A 19,093-nucleotide genomic window follows, 5' to 3' on the forward strand; every position below is an offset into this window, starting at 1 on the left:
GTGAAAAGGCTATCCGCCCGCTCTGACACTCCCCGCCGCGCGAGCCCCGGGCGGGGGGGGCGGCGGGGGCGGGGGCGCCGGTGGTGGCACGGAACCCGCGTGGCGGGCCGTCCCTGCGGGGGCGGATTCCCCTACCCGCCCTTCCACCATCCCCCAGACTCCGTCCGGGGGGACCCCCAGCCGGGCTCCGCCCGGACCCGGTCCTCAAACGCCGGACTGGCTGGAGGGGCCGGGCCGGGGTAGGGCCGCAGGCCCGGGGGGCAGGGGGCAGGGGCCGGGGGCCGGGGGCCGGGGGCAACGCTCAGGCTCAGGGGCAGGGGCAGGGGCAGGGGCAGGGGGAAGGGGCAGGGGGTAGGGGCAGGGACAGCGCCGCAAGGGCGGAGGGCGGGGTGTCCCGGCTGGCTCGGCCGGTCCGCGGGGGCCCCGCCGAGGGCCTACTCCACCGTCTGGCGGCCCTCCGGGCGGGCGCTGCACGAGGCGCGGAAGGAGCAGTGGTCGCAGTGCTTGCCGAGGACGGGTGCGAAGCGCTCGTCGAGGACCCGGCCGGCGGCGGTGGCGAGCAGGTCGCCGACCCATTCGCCGGAGGCGCCGCCCTCCAGGGCCTGCTGCGCCTGGATCTTGGGCACCGTGTCGCCGCCCTCGCGCTGGGCGGCGCCCTGGCGCAGCTGCACGAGCTCGGCGCCGCCCGGTGCGGGGCGCAGGCCGTCGAAGACCTCGTCGACGGCGCCCTCGCGCACGGCGAGCTGGTAGACGGCGAGCTGCGGGTGGCGTTCGACCTCCTTGGCGGTCGGCGCGGACTTGCCGGTCTTGAAGTCGACGACGTACGCGCGCCCCTGCGGGTCGGCCTCGACCCGGTCCATGGAGCCGCGTACCCGGACGGCGTACTCCCCCGCGTCGAGGGTGACGTCGAAGTCGTGCTCGGTGGCCACCGTCGCCCGGCCCCCGCGGTCGGTGGTGTGCCAGCGCAGGAAGCGTTCCAGGGCGGCGCGGGCGTTGTCCTTCTCCTGGCGGGACTTCCAGGGGGCGTCGAAGGCGAGCGAGTCCCAGACGGAGTCGAGGCGCTCCATCAGGACGGCGAGGTCGGCGGGGGTGCGGCCGGAGGCGACCTCGTCGGCGAGGACGTGGACGACGTTGCCGAAGCCCTGGGCGGCGGTGGAGGGGGCGTCGGCCTTGACCTCACGGCCCAGGAACCACTGGAGGGAGCAGGTGTTGGCGAGCTGCTCCAGGGCGGAGCCGGACAGGGCGACGGGATGGTCGCGGTCGCGCAGCGGGACGCTGCTGCGGGTGGGCTCGTACAGCCCCCACCAGCGCTGCGGGTGCGCGGCGGGGACGAGCGGGCGGTCCTCGTCGTCGGTGAGCACGGCGAGCCGGGCGAGGCGCCGGGCGGCGGCGTCGCGCAGGGCGGGCGAGGCGTCGGGGTCGACGGTGGTGGCGCGGAGTTCCGCGACGAGCGCGGGGACGGCCAGCGGGCGGCGGGGGCGGCCGGTGACGTCCTTGACGGGGACGCCGAGCTCGGTGAGGAGGCGGGAAGGCTGGTCGCCGTCCTCGGCGGGGGCCTTGACGGCGGTGACGACGAGGCGGTCGCGCGCACGAGTGGCGGCGACGTAGAAGAGGCGGCGTTCCTCGGAGAGGAGCGCGCCGGGGGTGAGGGGCTCGGCGAGGCCGTCGCGGCCGATGCGGTCGGCTTCGAGGAGGGAGCCGCGGCGGCGCAGGTCGGGCCAGAGCCCTTCCTGTACGCCCGCGACGACGACGAGTCCCCACTCCAGGCCCTTGGAGCGGTGCGCGGTCATGAGGCGGACGGCTTCGCGGCGGACGGCGCGGGGGGTGAGGGTGTCTCCGGCGATGTCCTCGGCTTCGAGCTGTTCGAGGAAGTTGAGCGCGCCGCGGCCGCCCGTACGTTCCTCCGCGCGGGCGGCGGTGTCGAAGAGCGCGCAGACGGCGTCGAGGTCACGGTCGGCGTTGCGGCCGGCGGGGCCGCCGCGGCGGGCGCTGCGTTCGAGGCGCTGCGGCCAGGGGGTGCCGTCCCAGAGGGTCCACAGGACCTCCTCGGCGGTGCCGCCGCCTTCGAGCAGCTCGCGGGCCTTGCGCAGCAGCAGGCCGAGGCGTTGCGCTCCGCGGGCGTAGGCGGGGTCGTGGGCGACGAGCCGCTCGGGCTCTGCGAGGGCGCGGGCGAGGAGCACGTCGGAGGGCGCGGGCGTCCTGACCCCGGCGGCCCGCTCCTCGTCGCGCAGCGCGCGGCCGAGGCGGCGGAGGTCGGCGGCGTCCATCCCGCCCAGCGGCGAGGACAGCAGCACGAGCGCGGCCTCGACACCGATCCACCCTTCGCCTGCGGCGGGCACGCCGGCGGCGCCGGGCACGGTCTCGGAGCCGGGCTCCTCGGTGCCGCCTTCGGCGACGGGTGAGGTGTCCCGCCCACCCGCCCCGTCATTGCGGGCAAGCCCGCCCTCGTCGCCGGAAGCGCCCCGGACTCCGTCGAGGAGGCCACCCTCCGCCCCGGCGGAAGCGTCGGCTGAGCCGGACCGGGCGATGCCGCCTTCGGCATCGGGGGAAGTCTCCCGCCCACCCGCCCCGGAGGTGCGAGCAGGCTCGCCCGCCCCGGCGCCCGCGGCGCCCGACGCAGCCCCGACTCCGTCGGGCAGCTCGCCCTCCGCGGGCGGGGCCTCGGTGGGGCCGGAGGCGTCCGTTGCCTCGGCGGGGCCGGGCAGGCCGGGATCGGGGGTGGCGGTGGTCGGGGGGAGGGCGGATTCCGCGAGGGTGCGGAGGGCCGTGAGGAGGGGGGCTATGGCCGGCTCGTGGCGGAGGGGGGAGTCCGTGCCGTCCGTTTCGGCCGGGACTCCCGCCGCGATCAGGGCGCGGCGCATGTGCGGGAGGGTGCGGCCGCCCGCGCGGACCAGGACGGCCATGTCCTGCCACGGCACGCCCTCCTCCAGGTGGGCCCGGCGCAGGATGTCGGCGATGTTGTCCAGTTCCGCGCCGGCCGTGGGGTAGGTGAACACCTCGACCCGGCCGCCCTCGCGGGTCGATGCGAGCGCGCGGTGGGCCCGTACCGCCGCCGAGGGCAGGCGCGGCAGCTGCATGCGGGTGGTCAGGTGGCGGGTCGCCGTGAGGAGGGCCGAGGAGGAGCGGCGGGAGGTGGTGAGGGCGCGGACCTGCGCTCCCGGGAAGGAGGTCTCGAAGTCGAGGATGTTGTTGATGTCCGCGCCGCGGAAGGCGTAGATCGACTGGTCGGGGTCACCGAAGGCGGTCAGCCGTCCGGCCGGGCCGGCCAGTGCGCGCAGCAGGCGCAGCTGCGAGGCGTCCGTGTCCTGGTACTCGTCCACGTAGATCACGTCGTACTGGGACGAGAGCGACGGGGTGCGCTCCGCCAGGAGGACCGCGCGGTGGAGGAGTTCCGCGTAGTCCAGGGTGCCCTGGAGGTCCAGGACGTCCAGGTACTCGGCGAGGAAGGCCGCCGCCGCCTTCCAGTCCGGCCGGCCGAGGCGGGACGCGAAGTCGGAGAGGGCGGACGGGCCGAGGCCCAGCTCGCGGGCGCGGGCCAGGACCGCGCGGACCTCGTCCGCGAAGCCCCGCGTGGTCAGCGCGGCCCGCAGGTCGTCCGGCCAGCGGATCGAGCGGAGCCGGCGCTGGCCTTCGAGGAGGGTGCGGACCATGACGTCCTGCTCGGGGCCGGAGAGGAGGCGCAGCGGGTCCGCGAAGAGTTCGGTGTCCTGGTGGGCGCGGACCAGTCCGTAACAGAAGGAGTGGAAGGTGGTGGCCTGCGGGGCGCGCGCGCCGCCGAGCCGCAGGGCGGTCCGGTCGCGCAGTTCCACCGCGGCCTTGCGGCTGAAGGTGAGGATCAGGACGCGCGCGGGGTCCGTCCCGGACTCCACGCGGGCCGCGACCGCCTCGACCAGCGTGGTCGTCTTTCCGGTGCCCGGTCCGGCCAGGACCAGCAGCGGGCCGCCGGTGTGCTCAACCACCGCCCGCTGCGCTGCGTCCAGCACAGGGGGATCCACCCGCTCCGCACCGGTACGCACCAGGCGGTACGCGTCCGGGTTCCGCGTACGCCGCCGCTCGGGGCGGTGGCCGTCGGAGGAAGAGGTGTTCACGTGGGGTGCCGGTCCTGGTGGGTCTGCCGTTGCGGCGGTCGCTGCCGCAGCGGTTGCTGCTGCTGTGGTGACGGCCCGGACGGTGCCCGTGACCGTGGCCGAAGCCTTGGCCGGAGCGGTGCCCGAAGCGGTGGCCGAAACCGAAGCCGAAGAGGCAACGCTACGGCAAGGCGCGCGGCGGGCGCAGTTTCCCCGGGACTCCGGTCCTCACTGCCATCCGGTCCCACGCGTCCCCCGTACGGGGCTTCGCACGTCCCTTCGACCGCCCCTCCGGGCCGCACATGGCGGAAGCTGTCACATGTGACCTTCGTCCCGCGCTGTGTCCCCGCCGTCCCCGTCCCAGCGCGCCCGCCGCATGTCGAGCCGGGGTTCGCCGTCGCCGGTGAGCCGCAGCGGGGTGGCCTCGGCGCGGTAGTTCTCCAGCGCCCTGCGCTCGCTGCCGGGCAGCGGACGGCCGTCCGCCCGCACCACCCGCCACCAGGGCACTGCTCCTCCGTACAAGGCCATGACGCGGCCCACTTGACGGGGTCCGCCCTCGCCGAGCCACTCCGCGATGTCGCCGTAGGTCATCACCCGGCCGGGCGGAATCCGCTCGGCCGCCTCCAGCACCCGCTCCGCGTACGCCGGCAGCTCTTCGCTCATTCGGACCATGGTGCCGCACCGGACCGACAAGGGAGCGTCAAGAGCGTGGAAGCCCGTGTTCCGGACCGGCTCGCACCCTGCTGCCCCGCGCGGCCGCCGGTCCATGCCACCATCTTCCGGGCGGTGACGCGTGATACGTGATCAAGAAGAGACGGAAGTGACGGGAAGGGAGCAGGGTGTGAGTCCTCCGGACGGCGCGGCGACGAACGACGGCGCGCGCCCAGACGAAGGCCCGCCAGCGGGTCCCGAGGACGTCGAGACCCCGCACGGCCACGCCCCCACGGCCGCCGACCAGGTCGAGGTCGACGAGCCGCTGCTCGCCGCCCGCGTGCACCGCCCCTCCGACCTCGTACGCCTCCTCGTCGGGGTCCTCGGCATCGCCGTCGTCCTCGCCATCGCCGCCTTCGCCCACGGCACCACCGCGGGTCTGGAAGCCGACATCAACAACAGCACCGGGCAGGCGCCCGACGTGCTGATCAAGGTCGCCGGTCTGGTGTCGAGCATCGCGGTGCTCCTCGTCCCGGTCGCCTTCGCCATCGAGCGGCTGATCAAACGCGACGGACTGCGCATCGCCGACGGCGTGCTCGCGGCCGTCCTCGCCCACGGGGTCACCCTCGCCACCGACCTGTGGGTCTCCCAGGGGGCTCCCGAGACCATCCAGGAAGCCCTCACCCGCCCCACCTCGGCCGGCGGGGCCCTCACGGATCCGGTGCACGGCTACCTCGCGCCCGTGATCGCGTACATGACCGCCGTCGGGATGACCCGGCGCCCGCGCTGGCGCGTCGCGCTGTGGGTGGTCCTGCTGCTGGACGCCTTCGCGATGCTGGTCGGCGGCTACACCACCCCCTTCTCGATCATCCTGACCGTGCTGATCGGCTGGAGCGTCGCGTACGGAACCCTGTACGCCGTCGGCTCGCCGAACGTCCGTCCCACCGGGCAGAACCTCCTCGCGGGCCTGCGCCGGGTCGGCTTCCAGCCGGTCAGCGCGATGCGCGCCGAGTCCCCGGAGGGTCCCGACAGCACCGAGGTCAGCGACCGCGGCCGGCGCTACCACGTCACCCTGGAGGACGGCCCACCGCTCGACGTCACCGTCGTGGACCGGGAGCAGCAGGCCCAGGGCTTCTACTACCGGGTCTGGCGCCGCCTCACGCTGCGCGGGATCACCACCCGGCGCAGTCTGCAGTCCCTGCGCCAGGCGCTGGAGCAGGAGGCGCTGCTCGCGTACGCGGCCATCGCCGCCGGGGCCAACGCGCCCAAGCTCATCGCCACCTCCGAGCTGGGTCCGGACGCCGTGATGCTCGTCTACGAGCACCTGGGCGGCCGGAGCCTGGACTCGCTGGCCGACGAGGAGATCACCGACGAGCTGAGCCGCAACGCGTGGCAGCAGGTACGGGCCCTGCAGTCCCGGCGGATCGCGCACCGGCGGCTCACCGGGGACGCCCTCGTGGTGGATCGTTCCGTCAGTGGCGCCGCGGCGGGCACCGTCACCCTGACCGACCTGCGCGGCGGCGAGATCGCGGCCGGCGACCTCGTGCTGCGCATGGACATCGCGCAGCTCCTCACCACCCTCGGCCTGCGGGTCGGCGCCGAGCGCTCGGTCGCCTCCGCGGTGTCGGTGCTCGGCCCGGACGCGGTGGCGGACTGTCTGCCGCTGCTCCAGCCGATCGCGCTGAGCCGCTCCACGCGGGCGACGCTGCGCAAGCTGGCGCGGGAGCGTGCGGACCGGGAGCGGGAAGCCGTACTGGAGTCCTCGCGGGCGGCGAAGGCCTTGCGCGAGACGGGCTCCGCTTCGCCCGCCACCCGCTCCGCAGGCGAGAAGAAGGCCGAGAAGAAGGCCCTGGACGACGCGCTCGACGGGGCCCGCGAGGAGGATCTGCTGAGCCAGATCCGCCAGCAGGTGCTGCTGATCCGTCCGCAGGCGCCGGTGGAGCCGGCCCGGCTGGAGCGGATCCGGCCGCGCACGCTGGTGTCGTTCATCGCAGGCGCGTTCGGCGCGTACTTCCTGGTCACGCAGATCGCGCACGTGGACTTCGCCACCACCATCGGCGACGCCCAGTGGGGCTGGGTCGGGGTGGCGCTCGGCTTCTCGGCGCTTACCTACTTCGCGGCGGCGATGAGCCTGCTGGGCTTCGTGCCCGAGCGGGTGCCGTTCCTGCGGACCGTGGTGGCCCAGGTCGCCGGATCCTTCGTGAAGCTGGTGGCTCCGGCCGCGGTCGGCGGTGTCGCGCTGAACACCCGTTTCCTCCAGCGCGCCGGCATCCGGCCGGGGCTCGCGGTGGCCAGCGTGGGCGCCTCGCAGCTCTTCGGGCTGGCCAGCCACATCCTGCTGCTGCTGTCCTTCGGCTATCTGACGGGGACCGAGAAGACCCCCGAGATGACCCCGTCGAGGACGGTGATCGCGGGTCTGCTGACGGTGGCCGTCCTGGTGCTGGTGGTCACGGCCGTGCCCTTCCTGCGGAAGTTCGTGGCGACCCGGGTGCGGGCCCTGTTCGCGGGAGTGGTCCCGCGCATGCTGGACGTGCTCCAGCGGCCGCAGAAGCTGCTGACCGGCATCGGCGGAATGCTGCTGCTGACGGGCTGCTTCGTGATGTGCCTGGACGCCTCGATCCGCGCCTTCGGGGGCGGCGAGGCCATCAGCTACGCGAGCATCGCGGTGGTCTTCCTCGCGGGCAACGCCCTGGGCTCGGCCGCTCCGACGCCGGGCGGCATCGGAGCGGTGGAGGGTGCGCTGACGCTGGGTCTGGTCGCGGCGGGGCTGGACGGCCAGGTGGCGTTCTCGGCGGTGCTGCTGTTCCGCGTGGTGACGTTCTGGCTGCCGGTGCTGCCGGGATGGATCTCCTTCAACTTCCTGACGCGCAAGGAAGCGATCTAGCCCTAAACCGCTGGAGCCCGGTCGGCGGCGCTGCCTAGGCTGGCCGGATGAACGGGACGAGCGGCACGAGCGGCACGAGCGGGATCAGCGGAACGGGCGGGACCAGCGGCATACGCGTCGTGCCCGACCAGGGCGAGTGGCGGGCCGGCTTCGAGGAGCGGGTGCTCGCCGGGTACCGGGCCGCGGGATGCTCGGAGCCCCTCTCCCGGGCCCTGCTGGAGCGGGCGCTGAAGGGGGTCGACGGCTGGACGGTGGCCACGGACGGCGCCGGATGGATCGCGGTCGGGGTGTCCGAGGACAACGGGGCGACCGTGGGCCGGATCCACGACCTGACGGCGGCGGAACCGGACGCGGCGACCGCGGCCCGCACGTGGGCCGAGCGGTGGTGCGCCGAGCGGGGCGCGGAGCGGGTGGAGGTCCGCCTCACCGGCGGAACAGGAGGAGCCGGGGCCGGGGCCGATGCCGACCCCGAAGCCGCCTCGGGACCCGCACCCACGGCCGGACTGTTCGCCGGCTACCGCGTGCGCGGCCAGAACCGCCTGCGTGCCGCCGCCGAGCATCCCGCCCTGCCGCCGGGCCTCACCGTCCGCCCGCTCACCGCCGAGGAGTACCCCGGCTGGTACGCCGGCGAGGAGGCCGCGTACGTGGCGGACATCGTCCGGGCCGGTGCCCTGACCCCGGAGCAGGCCAAGGCCAAGTCCGACGAGGACTTCGCCCGCCACCTCCCGCAGGGCCACGCGACCCCCGGACACGCCTTCTACGCGCTGGAGGCCGACGGGCAGGTGATCGGCACGGGCTGGGTGAACCACGGCTACCTGCCGGGCGTCACCTTCGGCTTCTCGCTGGAGGTGTACGAGGAGCACCGCGGCAAGGGCTACGGCCGCGCCGCGATGTCCGTCGGCGAGTGGGCCGCCCGGCAGGGCGGCGACGGGGCGCTGATGTTCAACGTCTTCGGCGGCAACGAGGTGGCGATGAGCCTGTACGACCGCACGGGCTTCGCCGTCCTGGACGAGTTCCGCTCGCTGCCCCTCTGAAGCGCGCCCCCTCAGAACATCAGAAGATCAGCAGCAGGGAGGCCAGAAGCGCCGCCGACCCCACGATTTCGACGGCGCCGACCACCGCCACCTTGAGCCCGCGGCCGGGGAGCGCCGCGGCCCGGGCCAGGTAGGCCGCGAAGGGGAGGGCCAGCCACGGGGAGAGACAGGCCGCCAGGACGCCGGCCACGGCATGATAGGCCACCGAACCGCGGTAGTACGTACGGGAGTTGCGCTCCCTGATCATCGTCTTCACGTACGGGACCGTGCCCGCGAAGTACAGCAGGCAGGCGGCGGCGGGCGCCCACGGCAGCCCTCCCCCGCCCAGCCGTGCGGCCACCAGCAGCATCCCGCAGGCCGGGACCACCGCGGCCAGCCCGTTGACCAGGGACCGCTCGCGGTTGTTCCACGCGAACCAGGAGTTCACGGCCACGAAGGGCGCCGCCGCCGCGCCCGCGAGCAGCAGCCAGGGGTGGAGCACCGCGAGCGGGATCCCCGCCAGGGCGGTCGCCGCGCCGAGGACGAGCGCCGGGCGGACGTGCCGCCGCGCCACGGCCGGGCGCCGGGCGGCGACCCGGCGCAGGCGCAGCCACTGCTGGGCGTGGAAGACCGCGGCGTAGCCGAGGAGCCAGGCCGCCAGGAGGAGGGCGTGCCGGCCTCCGGGCCGCGGCGAGAGGAACGTGCCCGCGAGGAAGGGCACGGTGAGCATCGCCCACGCCCCGTGCTGGTCCGGGATCCAGGAGGCCTTCTTCGGCGGCACGCTCCCCAGCCTTCCGCTAATTGGTATTCGGACGCGTAATTTTCCGGCCGTGCACCGGAGTTGACCCTTTCCAGCGTGGCATCCACTCGACCTGTGAAAGACCGGAATTAGGTCACGCCCGTACGGGACCTTTGTCATCGGATTCACCTCCGCGCCGGGCGTAGCGTCGTGTCTGGGTCATCTTGCCCGGACCCCACGCACCGCCTTTTATTCCGGCCTGGAGGGTCGCCTTGCACGAGCGCCACATACGCGACGGACACCAGGACGCCGCCGAATCGCTGATCAAGGCGGGCAGCTTCTTCAGGACCGCCGAGGTCTCCGACGACCTGCGGACCGTCCACCACACCGGCGGCCGCGCCGCGGAGGCCTTCTACCGGGACCGGTGGAGCCACGACAAGGTCGTGTACTCCACCCACGGCGTGAACTGCACCGGCTCCTGCCGGTGGAAGGTCTACGTCAAGGACGGGATCATCACCTGGGAGACCCAGTCCACCGACTACCCTTCCGTGGGCCCCGACAGTCCCGAGTACGAGCCCCGCGGCTGCCCGCGCGGCGCCTCGTTCTCCTGGTACTCCTACTCCCCCACCCGGGTGCGCTACCCGTACGTGCGCGGCGCCCTGCTGGAGATGTACCGCGAGGCCAAGGCGCGCCTCGGCGACCCCGTGGAGGCCTGGGCCGACATCCAGTCCGACCCGGTCCGCCGGCGCACGTACCAGCAGGCTCGCGGCAAGGGCGGGCTGGTGCGGGCGACGTGGGAGGAGGCGACGGAGATCGTCGCCGCCGCGCACGTGCACACGATCAAGGAGCACGGCCCGGACCGGGTCGCCGGCTTCTCGCCGATCCCGGCGATGTCGATGGCCTCGCACGCGGCCGGTGCCCGGTTCCACTCGCTCATCGGCGCGCCGATGCTGTCCTTCTACGACTGGTACGCCGACCTCCCGGTCGCCTCCCCGCAGGTGTTCGGGGACCAGACGGACGTCCCGGAGTCGGGCGACTGGTGGGACGCGGCGTACCTGATGATGTGGGGCTCGAACGTCCCCGTCACGCGCACCCCGGACGCCCACTGGATGGCCGAGGCCCGCTATCGCGGCCAGAAGGTCGTCACCGTTTCCCCGGATTACGCCGACAACACCAAATTCGCCGACGAATGGATGCACCCGCACCCCGGTACGGACGGTGCGCTGGCCCTCGCGATGGGTCACGTCATCCTCAAGGAATTCTTCGTCGACAAGCAGACCCCCTTCTTCACGGACTACGTCCGGAAGTACACGGACCTGCCCTTCCTGGTGTCCCTCACCGAAACCGAACAGGGTCTGGTTCCGGGGAAATTCGTCACCGCCGCCGATCTCGGCCGGGAGACCGAGAACGCGCAGTGGAAGACCGTGCTGATCGACGACGCCACGGGCGAGACCGTCGTCCCGAACGGCACGCTCGGCCATCGCTGGGGCAAGAACGAGAAGCCCGAGTGGAACCTCGAACTCGGCGACACCGTCCCGCGCCTGACCCTCCACGGCACCGCCGACGAGAGCGTGGAGATCACCCTCCCCCGCTTCGAGGACGACGAGCAGGGCGTCGACCAGGACGGCAAGCCGCGCGGCACGATCCGCCGCGGTGTGCCCGTACGGCGCCTCGCGACCGCCGACGGGGACCGGCTGGTCACGACCGTCTTCGACCTGATGCTCGCCCAGTACGGGGTCGGCCGCGAGGGCCTGCCCGGCGTGTGGCCCACCGGCTACGAGGACGCGAGCGCCCCGGGCACCCCCGGCTGGCAGGAGTCGCTGACCTCGGTCCCGGCGGCCCAGGCGGCCCGCGTGGCACGGGAGTTCGCGCAGACCGCCGAGCAGTCGAACGGCCGCTGCATGATCCTGATGGGCGCCGGCACCAACCACTGGTTCCACTCCGAGACCATCTACCGCTCCTTCCTGGCCCTGCTCACCCTCACCGGCTGCCAGGGCCGCAACGGCGGCGGCTGGGGCCACTACGTCGGCCAGGAGAAGTGCCGTCCCGTCACCGGCTGGGCGACGCTGGCCGCCGCCTCCGACTGGTCGCGCCCGCCGCGCCAGATGATCGGCGCGGCCTGGTTCTACCTGCACACCGACCAGTGGCGCTACGACACCCTGCCGGCGGAGGCGCTCGCCTCCCCGCTGGCCAAGGGGGCCTTCGAGGGCATGACGGGCTCGGACTGCCTGGCGGCGAGCACCCGGATGGGCTGGATGCCCTCGTACCCGACCTTCGACCGCAACCCGCTGGAGCTGGGCGAGGCCGAGGACCCGGTCGCGTCCGCCGTCGAGCAGCTCAAGAGCGGCGAGCTCGGCTTCGCCGGCGAGGACCCGGACGCCCCGCACAACTGGCCGCGCGTGCTCAACGTGTGGCGGGCCAACCTGCTGGGCTCCAGCTCCAAGGGCAACGAGTACTTCCTCAAGCACCTCCTGGGCACCCACTCCAACCTGCCCGAGGACGGGCCGCGCTGCACGCCCAAGGACGTGACGTACCGGGAGGAGGACGTGGAGGGCAAGCTCGACCTGCTCATGTCCATGGACTTCCGGATGACCTCCACGACGCTGCTGTCCGACGTGGTGTTCCCGGCGGCCACCTGGTACGAGAAGCACGACCTGTCCTCCACGGACATGCACCCCTTCCTGCACGCCTTCACCCCGGCCGTGGACCCGCCCTGGCAGGCCCGCTCCGACTACGACGCCTTCAGGGGGCTGGCCGAGCGCTTCGGCGAGCTCGCCGCGAGCCACCTGGGCGTGCGCAAGGACCTGGTCGCCACCGCCCTCCAGCACGACACCCCGGGCGGCGAGATGGCCCAGCCCGGCGGGGTCGCGCTGGACTGGTCGAAGGGCGAGTGCGAGCCCGTACCGGGCCGGACCATGTACAACCTGCAGGTCGTCGAGCGGGACTACGGGGCGGTCGGCGAGAAGTTCGCCGCGCTCGGTCCGCTCGTCGACGAGCTGGGCGTGACCACGAAGGCGATCACCTTCGACGTCGCCGAGGAGATCACCTACCTCGGTGCGAAGAACGGCACGGTCCGCGGCGGTGTCGCCGACGGCCGCCCGCGCCTGGAGACCGCGCAGCAGGCCTGCGAGGCGATCCTCTCGCTGTCCGGCACCAGCAACGGCCGTCTGGCCACGCAGGGGTTCGAGACGCTGGAGAAGAAGGTCGGCACGCACATGGCCCACCTGGCCGCCGAGGCCGAGGGCAAGCGGATCACCTTCGCCGACACCCAGGCCCGCCCGGTCCCGGTGATCACCTCGCCCGAGTGGTCGGGCTCCGAGTCCGGCGGGCGCCGGTACACGGCCTTCACGATCAACACCGAGCACCTCAAGCCCTGGCACACCCTCACCGGCCGCCAGCACTTCTTCATCGACCACGACTGGCTGCACGAGGTCGGGGAGTCCCTCCCCGTCTACAAGCCGCCGCTCAACATGCACACCCTGTACGGGGAGCCCGAGCTCGGCACGGTCGACGAGAAGGCCAAGTCGGTGGCCGTCCGGTACCTGACCCCGCACAACAAGTGGGCGATCCACAGCCAGTACCAGGACAACCTCTACATGATGACCCTGGGCCGCGGCGGCCAGACGGTGTGGATGTCCCCGCAGGACGCCGAGGCGATCGGGGTCGCGGACAACGACTGGATCGAGGCGGTCAACCGCAACGGCGTGATCACCGCCCGCGCGATCGTCTCCCACAAGATGCCGCCCGGCACGGTCTACATGAACCACGCGCAGGAGCGCACGGTCGGCGTCCCCAAGACGGAGAAGACCGGCCGCCGCGGCGGCATCCACAACTCGCTGACCCGGGTGATGCTCAAGCCCACCCACCTCATCGGCGGTTACGCCCAGCTGACCTGGGCCTTCAACTACCTCGGCCCGACCGGCAACCAGCGCGACGAGGTGACGGTCATCCGCCGCCGCGACCAGAAGGTGGAGTTCTAATCGTGCGCGTTATGGCCCAAGTAGCCATGGTCATGAACCTCGACAAGTGCATCGGCTGCCACACCTGCTCGGTCACCTGCAAGCAGGCGTGGACCAACCGGCAGGGCACCGAGTACGTCTGGTTCAACAACGTCGAGACCCTCCCCGGCCAGGGTTACCCGCGCCGCTGGGAGGACCAGGAGAAGTGGAAGGGCGGCTGGGAGCGCACCCGCTCCGGCAAGCTCCGCCTCAAGGCGGGCGGCCGCCTCGCCAAGCTGGGCAAGATCTTCGCGAATCCGGACCTGCCGGAGATCGACGACTACTACCAGCCCTGGACCTACGAGTACAAGAACCTCACCGAGGCCCCGGCGGGCGACGACATGCCCACCGCCCGGCCCGTCTCCCAGCTCACCGGCGAGCCCATCGACAAGATCGAGTGGGGCCCCAACTGGGACGACAACCTCGGCGGCGCGCCCGCGCACGCCCCGCAGGACCCGATCATCGAGAAGATCCGCGACGAGGTCGGCGAGAAGATCCGCTTCGAGTTCGAGCAGAGCTTCATGTTCTACCTGCCGCGCATCTGCGAGCACTGCCTCAACCCCGCGTGCGTCTCCTCCTGCCCCTCCGGCGCGATGTACAAGCGCGAGGAGGACGGCATCGTCCTGGTCGACCAGGACCAGTGCCGCGGCTGGCGGATGTGCGTGACCGGATGCCCGTACAAGAAGGTGTACTTCAACCACCAGACCGGCAAGGCCGAGAAGTGCACCTTCTGCTTCCCGCGCATCGAGGTCGGCATGCCGACGGTGTGCTCGGAGACCTGCGTGGGCCGGATGCGCTACCTCGGCGTGATGCTCTACGACGCCGACAAGGTGACCGAGGCCGCCGCGGTCGAGGACGAGCACGATCTGTACCCCTCCCAGCTGGAGTGCTTCCTGGACCCCGCGGACCCCGTCGTGATCGCCGCCGCCCGCGCGGCCGGCATCACCGACGAATGGCTCGACGCGGCCCGCAACTCCCCGGTCTACGACCTGATCGCCACCTACCAGGTCGCCCTCCCGCTCCACCCGGAGTACCGGACGATGCCGATGGTCTGGTACGTCCCGCCGCTCTCCCCCGTCGTCGAGGCGGTCGCCGCCACCGGCAGCGACGGCGAGGACGCGGGCAACCTGTTCGGCGCCATCGACGCGATGCGCATCCCCGTCGAGTACCTCGCGGAGGTCCTCACCGCCGGCGACACCGTGCCCGTGGAGGCCGTGCTGCGCCGGATGGCCGCGATGCGCGCCTACATGCGCCGCGTCAACCTGGGCGAGGAGCGGGACGAGTCGATCGCGCGGGCCGTCGGGCTGTCCGGGCAGGAGATGGAGGACATGTTCCGCCTCCTCGCCATCGCCAAGATCGAGGACCGCTTCGTGATCCCCAGCGCCGCGCGGGCCGAGGCCGAAGCGCTGGCCGACTCCCACCCGCTGGACGGCGCCGACCAGGGCTGCCCGGTCGGTGCGCTGCCCGAACCCCGGGTGATGCTCAACCTCGGTACCACCAGGAGGAGTTCGTGAGACAGGACCGGATGACCGGCGATGCACTGGTGCGGCTGGTCGCCGGCTGCGTACTGCAGTACCCCGGCGACTACTTCCACGACGAACTCCCGCGGCTCCGTGCGGCCCTCTCCGGGGCGCCCGCCGAACAGGCCCGACTCCTCGGGGCGTTCCTCGACGAGGCCGAGCGGCAGACACCGATCGAGCTGTGCTCCCAGTACACCTCGACCTTCGACACCCGCAACCGGCGCTGCCTCTACCTCACCTGGTGGGTCGACGGGGACACCCGCCGGCGCGGGCTGTCCCTGGTCCGGCTGAAGCGGATCTACCGGGACTTCGGGCTGGAGTTCGCGGGCGAGGAGCTGCCCGACTTCCTGCCGGTGGCCCTGGAGTTCGCCGCCCGCGAGGAGGAGGCCGGCACCGAGCTGCTCCAGGAGCACCGGGCCGGGCTGGAGCTGCTGCGCCTGGCGCTCACCGAGTCCGGGTCCCCGTACGCCCGGGTGCTGGAGGCCGTCTGCGCGACGCTGCCCGGCCCCTCCCCCGAAACCAAGGCGGAGGCGAAGGCCCTCGCATCGAGCGGGCCGCCGCAGGAGCTGGTGGGTGCGGGCTCGGCGCTCGAACCGTTCGGGCCGGGCCTGGACATGCCCGCCGACCTCCCCTTCGGGACTCCGACCGACCTTCCCTGGCCCACGACACCCGAACGGATGCCCGCCTGATGGACCTCCTCCTGTGGGGCGTTTTCCCGTACGTCTCGATCGCCCTGCTGATCGCGGGCACGGTGTGGCGGGGGCGGTTCGACAAGTTCGGCTGGACCACGCACTCCTCGCAGCTGCACGAGTCGCGGCTGCTGCGCATCGGCTCGCCGCTCTTCCACTTCGGCATGCTCTTCGTGGTCCTCGGACACGTCGTGGGCCTGCTCGTCCCGAAGAGCTGGACCGACGCCGTGGGCGTCAGCGACCACGCCTACCACCTGATCGCACTGGGCACCGGCACGCTCGCGGGCGTCGCGGCCGCCGTGGGCATCGGCATCCTCGTCCACCGGCGCTTCAAGGTCCCGGCCGTGCGCCGTGCGACGCTGCGCAGCGACCACCTGATGTACTCGTTCCTGCTCGGCGCGATGGTTCTCGGGCTGACGGCCACGATGCTCAACTCGGCCGGGATGATGGACGGGTACAACTACCGGGACGGCATCTCCCTCTGGTTCCGCAGCCTGTTCACCCTCACCCCCGACTACCACCTGATGGCGGCGGCCCCGCTCGCCTTCAAGATCCACATCATCTTCGGCTTCGTCCTGTTCGCGCTGATCCCGTACTCGCGCCTGGTGCACATGTTCTCCGTACCGCTGAAGTACCTGTTCCGGCCGTACGTGGTGTACCGCAAGCGGGACCCGAAGCAGCTCGCCAACCGCCCGAGCAAGCGCGGCTGGGAGCGGGTCTCGTGAATCCCCGCCCCGGTCCCGGGAACCCCCGCCCCGCCCACTCGGTCGTCCGCAGCCCCCGCCACGCGGTGTCCGACCGGCCCTTCATCGTCATCTGGGAGGCCACCCGGGCCTGCCCGCTGGCCTGTCTGCACTGCCGGGCCGAGGCGCAGACCCTGCGCCACCCCGAGGAGCTCGACGGGGCGGACGCCCGCCGGGTGATGGAACAGATCGCCGCCTTCGGCAAGCCGAGCCCGCTCTTCGTGATCACCGGCGGGGACCCCTTCCAGCGCGCCGACCTCACCGACCTGGTCGCGTACGGGACCTCGCTCGGCCTGCGCGTCGCGGTGTCCCCGTCGGGGACGCCGACGCTGACCCGGGAGAACCTCGTGGCGGTGCGGGAAGCGGGGGCCATCGCGCTCTCGCTCTCCCTGGACGGTTCCACGGCCGAGCGGCACGATGCCTTCCGCGGGGTGCCCGGGGTCTACGACTGGACGCTGGAGGGCTGGCGGGCCGCCCGGGAGCTCGGGCTCAAGGTCCAGATCAACACCACGGTCACCCGCGACAGCCTGGAGGACCTGGCCGACATCGCGGCGCTGGTCAAGCGTGAGGGCGCGATGCTGTGGTCGGGCTTCGTGCTGGTCCCGACCGGACGCGGGGAACAGCTGGACTCCCTGACCGCCGCCGAGATCGAGGACGTCCTGCACTTCCTGTACGACTGCGGGGCGGTGATGGCCACCAAGACCACGGAGGGCCACCACTTCCGGCGGGTCGTGATGCAGCGCACCGTCCTGGACGCGCGCGGCGAGAAGCCCGTCCTCGGCCCGCTGTACGAGCGCCTCTCGGCCCGCGCCCGCGAGCTGGGCGTCTTCGGCGGGGAGCAGCGGGCCGTGCGCCGGCCGCCCATGGACGTCTCCTCGGGCCGCGGCTTCGTCTTCATCTCGCACACGGGCGAGGTGCACCCCAGCGGCTTCCTGCCGCTCTCCGCGGGCAACGTGAAGAACCACCCGCTGACCGAGATCTACCGGGGCTCGGCGCTCTTCACCAAGCTCCGCGACCCCTCGCTGCTGCGCGGGAAGTGCGGGGCGTGCGAGTTCAAGACGGTGTGCGGGGGCTCGCGCTCGCGGGCGTACGGCTTCACGCGCGACGTGCTGGAAGCGGACCCGTACTGCGCGTACGAGCCCGGCAGCTTCCCCTACCAGGAGGAACTCAAGGTTCTGGCCGAAAGCATGAGGCGCTGACCCACCCCGTTCCCATACGTTTCATACGGGAACATATCGACCACGGCTCCGGCCACGGGAGAACACAATGCGTTCAGTGATCGTCATCGGTGGCGGTATCAGCGGTCTGGCCGCCGCGTGGCAGTTGCGCGGCCAGGCCGACGTGACCATCCTGGAGAGCCACGCCAAGGTCGGCGGGAAGCTCCGGACCGGCACCATCGCCGGCATCACCGTCGACGAGGGCGCCGAATCCCTCATGGCCCTGCGCCCGGAGGCCGTGGAACTGGCCGCCGCCGTCGGACTCGGCGAGGCCCTCTGCGATCCCGCGAAGGCCCCCACCACCATCTGGACCAACGGCGCCCTGCGCCCGCTGCCCGCCGGACACGTGATGGGCGTCCCCACCGACCCCTCCGCGCTGATCGGCACCGGGCTGCTCTCCCCCGAGGGCGTCGCACGCGTCGCCGCCGAGGAGACCCTCCCGGCCACCCCGCTCACCGAGGACTGCTCGGTCACCGAGTACCTGGGCGGCCGCTTCGGTCAGGAGGCCGTGGACCGGCTCATCGAACCCATGCTGGGCGGGGTCTACGCCGGCCTCGCCGAGCGGCTCTCGCTGCGCGCGGCCATGCCCCGGATCGCCGCCCTCGCGGAACAGGGCACCCCGCTCCTCCCGGCCCTGCGCCGGATGCGCGCGGCGGGCGCCCCCCGCTCGGGGGCCGTGGCCGTCCAGGGCGTCGTCGGCGGCACCGGGCGCTTCCCGGCCGCCGTCGCCGAAGCCTGCGGAGCCCGCATCCTCACCGGGACGACGGCCCGCTCGCTCCAGCGGGTCGGCGACGGACGCTGGCGCGTCCAGGCCATGACCGGCGACGGCGCGCTGACGATGGAGGCCGACGCGGTGATCCTCGCCCTGCCCGCCTTCGCGGCGGCGGAGCTGCTGCGCCCGCACTCCCCGCTCGCCGAGGCCGAGCTCTCCTCGATCCCGCACGCCTCGACGGCCGTCATCACCATGGCCTTCTCCCGCGCCCAGGCCCACTTCCTCCCCCAGGGCAACGGCTTCCTGGTCCCGCCGGTCGACGGCCACACCCTGAAGGCCGCCTCCTTCCTCTCCAACAAGTGGTCCTGGCTGCACGACTCGGCCCCCGAGACCTTCGTGCTGCGCGCCTCCATCGGCCGCATCGGCGAGGACGCGCTGCTCGGCCGCCCCGACCGCCACCTGGTCCGCTCGGCCATCGCCGAACTCCACCACGCGGTCGGCCCCATGGGAGAACCCCTGGCCACCCGCGTCACCCGCTGGGACCGGGGCCTGCCCCAGTACGGCGTCGGACACCGCGAGCGCGTCGCCCGCATCCGCGAGGCCGCCGGCAAGCTCCCGGGCATCGCCCTGTGCGGAGCGGCGTACGAGGGCGTGGGCGTGGCCGCCTGCGTCGCGACGGGGCGCGCGGCGGCGAAGCAGGTCCTGGCGCAGCCGTAGCGAGCCCCGGCTCTTCGTATCGGGTGGGTATCAGAGAGCGCTTGATTCCCCATCTGATCGGTGCGCGGGACCGCGATGAAGGGAATCACGGCTTCCGCGGCCCTATCGTTCCTTTCAGGTACCCGCCCCGCCTGCCGAAACGG

The 19,093-nt window shown here is 72.9% G+C and carries 11 protein-coding genes; 8 read left to right on the forward strand and 3 right to left on the reverse strand.

Annotated features, from left to right (window positions below; all coding sequences use genetic code 11):
• Positions 1 to 434 precede the first annotated feature (434 nt).
• Positions 435 to 4,088, reverse strand: a complete 3,654-nt coding sequence (locus OG898_RS05665; RefSeq protein ID WP_266955336.1) for a UvrD-helicase domain-containing protein — start codon at positions 4,086 to 4,088, stop codon at positions 435 to 437.
• Positions 4,089 to 4,382: 294 nt separating this feature from the next.
• Complete coding sequence (locus OG898_RS05670) at positions 4,383 to 4,730, reverse strand: MGMT family protein (RefSeq protein WP_250741795.1); 348 nt, start codon at positions 4,728 to 4,730, stop codon at positions 4,383 to 4,385.
• 130 nt (positions 4,731 to 4,860) lie between these two features.
• Here OG898_RS05670 and OG898_RS05675 point away from each other — a divergent pair, with 130 nt between their 5' ends.
• Both OG898_RS05675 and OG898_RS05680 read left to right on the forward strand, forming a co-directional pair.
• Positions 4,861 to 7,602, forward strand: coding sequence for a lysylphosphatidylglycerol synthase transmembrane domain-containing protein (locus OG898_RS05675; protein WP_250741794.1), 2,742 nt, complete (start codon positions 4,861 to 4,863; stop codon positions 7,600 to 7,602).
• 47 nt (positions 7,603 to 7,649) lie between these two features.
• Positions 7,650 to 8,636, forward strand: a complete 987-nt coding sequence (locus OG898_RS05680; RefSeq protein WP_266955339.1) for a GNAT family N-acetyltransferase — start codon at positions 7,650 to 7,652, stop codon at positions 8,634 to 8,636.
• Between the two features lie 19 nt (positions 8,637 to 8,655).
• Here OG898_RS05680 and OG898_RS05685 read toward each other — a convergent pair whose 3' ends face one another.
• A complete protein-coding gene (locus OG898_RS05685; RefSeq protein ID WP_250741792.1) occupies positions 8,656 to 9,396 on the reverse strand; it encodes a YwiC-like family protein in 741 nt (246 codons plus the stop codon).
• A 230-nt stretch (positions 9,397 to 9,626) separates the two neighbouring features.
• Between OG898_RS05685 and OG898_RS05690 the strand changes: the two genes are divergently transcribed.
• The 6 genes from OG898_RS05690 to hemG all read left to right on the forward strand — a co-directional run bounded on the left by OG898_RS05690 (position 9,627) and on the right by hemG (position 18,950).
• The gene (locus tag OG898_RS05690) at positions 9,627 to 13,334 is read left to right on the forward strand and encodes a nitrate reductase subunit alpha (protein ID WP_250741791.1); all 3,708 of its coding nucleotides are present in this window, start codon (positions 9,627 to 9,629) and stop codon (positions 13,332 to 13,334) included.
• A gap of 2 nt (positions 13,335 to 13,336) precedes the next feature.
• Positions 13,337 to 14,866, forward strand: coding sequence for a nitrate reductase subunit beta (gene narH, locus OG898_RS05695; RefSeq protein ID WP_250741790.1), 1,530 nt, complete (start codon positions 13,337 to 13,339; stop codon positions 14,864 to 14,866).
• 11 nt (positions 14,867 to 14,877) lie between these two features.
• Entirely contained in the window at positions 14,878 to 15,561 is a 684-nt protein-coding gene (narJ, locus tag OG898_RS05700; protein ID WP_250741832.1) for a nitrate reductase molybdenum cofactor assembly chaperone, read from the forward strand.
• Entirely contained in the window at positions 15,561 to 16,286 is a 726-nt protein-coding gene (gene narI / locus OG898_RS05705; protein ID WP_250741789.1) for a respiratory nitrate reductase subunit gamma, read from the forward strand. Before narJ ends, narI begins: the two co-directional genes overlap by 1 nt.
• The gene (locus OG898_RS05710) at positions 16,283 to 17,503 is read left to right on the forward strand and encodes a TIGR04053 family radical SAM/SPASM domain-containing protein (protein ID WP_250741788.1); all 1,221 of its coding nucleotides are present in this window, start codon (positions 16,283 to 16,285) and stop codon (positions 17,501 to 17,503) included. Before narI ends, OG898_RS05710 begins: the two co-directional genes overlap by 4 nt.
• A 67-nt stretch (positions 17,504 to 17,570) precedes the next feature.
• A complete protein-coding gene (hemG, locus tag OG898_RS05715) occupies positions 17,571 to 18,950 on the forward strand; it encodes a protoporphyrinogen oxidase (RefSeq protein WP_266955345.1) in 1,380 nt (459 codons plus the stop codon).
• Positions 18,951 to 19,093: the final 143 nt, after the last annotated feature.

The organism is Streptomyces sp. NBC_00193, from assembly GCF_026342735.1.
Taxonomy (GTDB): Bacteria; Actinomycetota; Actinomycetes; order Streptomycetales; family Streptomycetaceae; genus Streptomyces; species Streptomyces stoeckheimensis.

Bases quoted from the DNA above. Each gene is read 5' to 3' on its own strand.
- OG898_RS05670 (WP_250741795.1), bottom strand. From the start codon at position 4,730: ATGAGCGAAGAGCTGCCGGCGTACGCGGAGCGGGTGCTGGAGGCGGCC.
- narJ (WP_250741832.1), top strand. From the start codon at position 14,878: ATGACCGGCGATGCACTGGTGCGGCTGGTCGCCGGCTGCGTACTGCAG.
- OG898_RS05680 (WP_266955339.1), top strand. From the start codon at position 7,650: ATGAACGGGACGAGCGGCACGAGCGGCACGAGCGGGATCAGCGGAACG.
- narI (WP_250741789.1), top strand. From the start codon at position 15,561: ATGGACCTCCTCCTGTGGGGCGTTTTCCCGTACGTCTCGATCGCCCTG.
- hemG (WP_266955345.1), top strand. From the start codon at position 17,571: ATGCGTTCAGTGATCGTCATCGGTGGCGGTATCAGCGGTCTGGCCGCC.